Source organism: Micromonospora sp. ATA51 (genome assembly GCF_016802855.1).
Taxonomy (GTDB): domain Bacteria; phylum Actinomycetota; class Actinomycetes; order Mycobacteriales; family Micromonosporaceae; genus Micromonospora; species Micromonospora sicca.
The window spans coordinates 1-3,419 of the sequence record NZ_JAEVHJ010000488.1 but is presented as its reverse complement, the minus strand read 5'-3'; the positions used below and the strand labels follow the sequence as shown (position 1 = coordinate 3,419).

General features: G+C 76.4%; 1 protein-coding gene and 2 pseudogenes. All 3 read right to left on the bottom strand.

Annotation, left to right across the window (positions count from 1 at the left end):
* Positions 1-1,440 (bottom strand): cytochrome c biogenesis protein (locus JNW87_RS41880; RefSeq protein ID WP_375373593.1); only part of this gene is annotated, 1,440 nt, incomplete at its 3' end.
* A gap of 37 nt (positions 1,441-1,477) precedes the next feature.
* A pseudogene (locus tag JNW87_RS36455) lies at positions 1,478-2,943 on the bottom strand (NADH-ubiquinone oxidoreductase-F iron-sulfur binding region domain-containing protein).
* Positions 2,940-3,419 (bottom strand): annotated as a pseudogene (locus JNW87_RS36450) (hypothetical protein); the annotation flags it as partial. The pseudogenes JNW87_RS36455 and JNW87_RS36450, both read right to left, overlap by 4 nt.

Sequence of the window (3,419 nt, the reverse complement as noted above, 5' to 3'; positions counted from 1 at the left end):
CCGAGCTGCCGATTGCCGCGTCCTGGGAGCCGGCCACCGCCGCCGGGCCACCAGCAGCAGCGCGACCAGGGCCACCGCGAGGACCGCCGGGCCGCCGCGGCCAGCCCGGCGACCAGGGCCTGCTGGGACCCGGGCCGCGGCCACCACGACCGGGTCGCCGAAGGCGTCGTGCCGACCCAGCGCGAGCCGGACCTCGTACCAGCCGTACCAGGCGACGTAGCCCCCGGCGACGAGCAGCACCAGGCCGCTCAGTCGGGGCACGAACGCGCCGGCGCCGCGCAGCCGGGCCACCACCTGGCCGCGCAGCAGCGCCACGCCGAGCGCGGCCACCGCGACCACCAACCCCATCCCGACCGCGTACGCCCCGAAGAGCGCCAGCCCGCGCAGCGTCGAGCCGGCCTGGAGACTGGTCACCACGATGGCCAGGAACGGGGCGATCGTGCAGGTCAGCGAGGCCAGCGCGTACGCCATGCCGAACAGCGCCATGGACGGCAGCGAACGGGTCAGCCGGGGCGCCCGGGTGAACGGGCGCGGGGTGGGCATCCGCCGACCGGCGAGCAGCCAGCAGCCGACCGCGGCCAGCAGCAGGCCGAGCGTCACGGTCGTCCACGGCAGCCGGGGGCGCAGCCAGTCCGCCAGCGGCGCCAGAGCCAGGCCGAACGCGCCGAAGACCACGACGTACCCGAGGGTCAGCCCGGCGGTCGCGGTGAGCGCGCGGCCGACTGCGCCGCGCCCGTCCGGCGGGCCGGCGACCAGCAGCGACAGGTACGCGGGCAGCATCGCGAAGCCGCACGGGTTGACCGCGCCGAGCATCCCGGCGGTCAGCGCGAGCAGCAGCGGGGTGGTCATCAGCGAGCCAGCGCGGCGACCCGGCGGCTGAGCGACTCCCCGTCGAGGAAGCCCTGGTGGACGACCCGGCCGTCCCGGTCGATGATCAGGAAAGTGCTCTGCTCGACCACCTCGAACCGGCGCCACAGCGCCCCGGCCCCGGTCGTCGAGCTGCGGGGTGCCGGCCAGCTCGAACTCGGTGACGAACTCCTTCATCGCCTGCTGTTCGCCCAGCCCGGCGACGCCGACGATCGGCACGGTGTCCCGGTACTTCGGGGCGACCTCGGCGACCGTCCACGCCTGACTGGCGCAGGTGGCGCACCAGGGCGCCCAGAACCAGAGCACCACCGGCTTCCCGGCCAGATCGGCGGCGGAGAACCGGGTGCCGTCCAGGGTCGTCGCGGTGAACTTCAGCGTCTCCGGCACCCGGGCCGGGACGACCGACCGGGCGGCGGGCGTGCCGCCGGTTGCGGCCGGCCCGGTCGTCGGGGCGGCGGGAGACGCGGCCGCCACGGCGCTCACCGGCGACGCGGGCTCCGGGCCGACCGCGCAGGACGCGACGCCGAGCAGCGCGGCGAGCGCGACAGCGGCGGCGGTGGCCCGGCGGGCCACGTGGTACGACGCGACATCCGCGTCTCCTCTCGGTCGGCTACTCGGCCTTGGCGAGCCGGAGCGCGAGTTCGGGACAGACCTTGACCGCCTTGAGCGCGCCCTCCCGCAGCCAGGTCGGCACCGGGGTGGACGGGAAGGCCGGATAACCGTTGGCGTCGAGCCGGATGAAGTCCGGCACCACGTGCGCGCAGAGCCCGTGCCCGTCGCACCGGGACCAGTCCAGGGTGAGCTTCTGCGGGTTCGCGTCGGGCGCCCCGGGCAGGCCCAGCACGCCCTTGACCCGCTTGCCGCAGCCCTCCCCGGTGGTGTGCAGCCGCAGGTCCTCGGCGAAGACCTCGACCGCGGAGAGGGCGAACCGCGCGGTGCCGTCGGGGTGGCTGCACGCGCCGCGCCCCTTCACGTCGCCGGCCGCCGCCCGGACGATCTCGATCGGGGCGCTGCCGGAGACCGCGAGGTCGACGGCGCGGGCCAGGTCGGGCAGGCCCATCTTGCACGGCCCGCACTGTCCGGCGGACTCGCCGGCCAGGTAGCGGACCACCTGGGCGGCCTCGCCCAGCGGGCAGGTGTCCCGGCCGAGCGGGACGATGATGCCGGCGCCCAGGGTGCCGCCGACCCTGGTCAACCCCCTGCGGGAGACCTCGGCCCGGTCCGCGGCCTCCGGGGTGATCCACTTGCCGTGGTAGCCGCCCGTCAGGATGCCCGGCCCCTCGGGCACCTCGCACAGCTCGAGGATCTCCCGCAGCGGCGTGCCGGCGGCACACTCCACCACCGCCGGGCGCCGGCCGCCCCGGTGACGGTGAGCAGCACGGTCCCGGGCTCGTCGTCGGTGCCGAGCGCGGCGTACTCGTACGGGCCGAGCCGGGCGGCGACCGCCAGCTGGGAGAAGGTCTCGGCGTTGGAGAGCAGGGTGGGCAGCCCGCCGACCCCGGAGTCGCTGGACCGCTTCTTGGTGCCGGGCGGGATGTGCGGCAGACCGTTGATGCCGTTGACCAGCGCGCCGCCCTCGCCGGAGATGAACCGGTGCGGCACGGTGACGATGCTGGTCGGCACCGGCATCCGGCGCTCCTGCAGCGCCTCGGTCAGCGACGGCCGGCCCACGTCGTCGTCGGCCACCCCGATCACGATCTCCTCGGCGTCCAGCGCGTACGCGGCCAGGGCGGCGCCGTCGAGGATCAGGTGCGGCGCCCGGGTGAGCAGCACCTTGTCCTTCCAGCTCGCCGGCTCCCCCTCGCTGGCGTTGACCACCACCACGGCGGAGAGGCTCTGCCGCTCGCAGGACTCCAGCACGGCGCGCAGCTTGCGGGCGAACGGGAAGCCCGCGCCACCCTTGCCCTTCAGGTCGATGGCCTCGGCCAGCCGGAGCAGGCTGGCCGGTTCCATCGGCCCGATCGGGCCGTGCACCTCCTCGTGGGCCAGCAGGTCGAGCCGGCCGAACTCGGCGAAACCGGCGGTGAGCCGGGGTTCGCCGACGCAGGCGACCGGTGGCACGGTCGTCCGCATCACTTCGCCTCACCCCGCAGCCCGGCCCAGTACGCCCCGTCGACCGCGTCGGCGCTGGCCCGACGCCGCCGGGACGACCGGCCCTCGCCGGCGGCCTTCAGCGCCCGCCGGGAGGCGAGGTCGACCAGGGTGGGGGTGTCGTCGACGGGCAGGTCGTCCGGGACGTACCGGCCCGGCGGCCGCCAGTAGTCCGGCTCCTCCGGCACCTCCTCCTCGGCGCTGTGCCGGCCGCCGCCGCTGCGCGGAGCCGCGGAGATCGGCCCCGCCGACACCGGCCCGGCCGAGATCGGCCCGGCGGAGATGGGCTCCGCGGAGACCGGCCGTTCGCTGCTCTCCCACCGCCGCGGGCTGTCCCACGGCTCCTCCGGCGCGACCGGCCGCTGCGGCGGCGCCGAGTAGCGGGCGTCCACGTCGTCCCGGTACCGGCGGGCGGCACCCTCCTCCTCGTCCCGGTACCGGCGGGCGGACCGCTCGTCCGG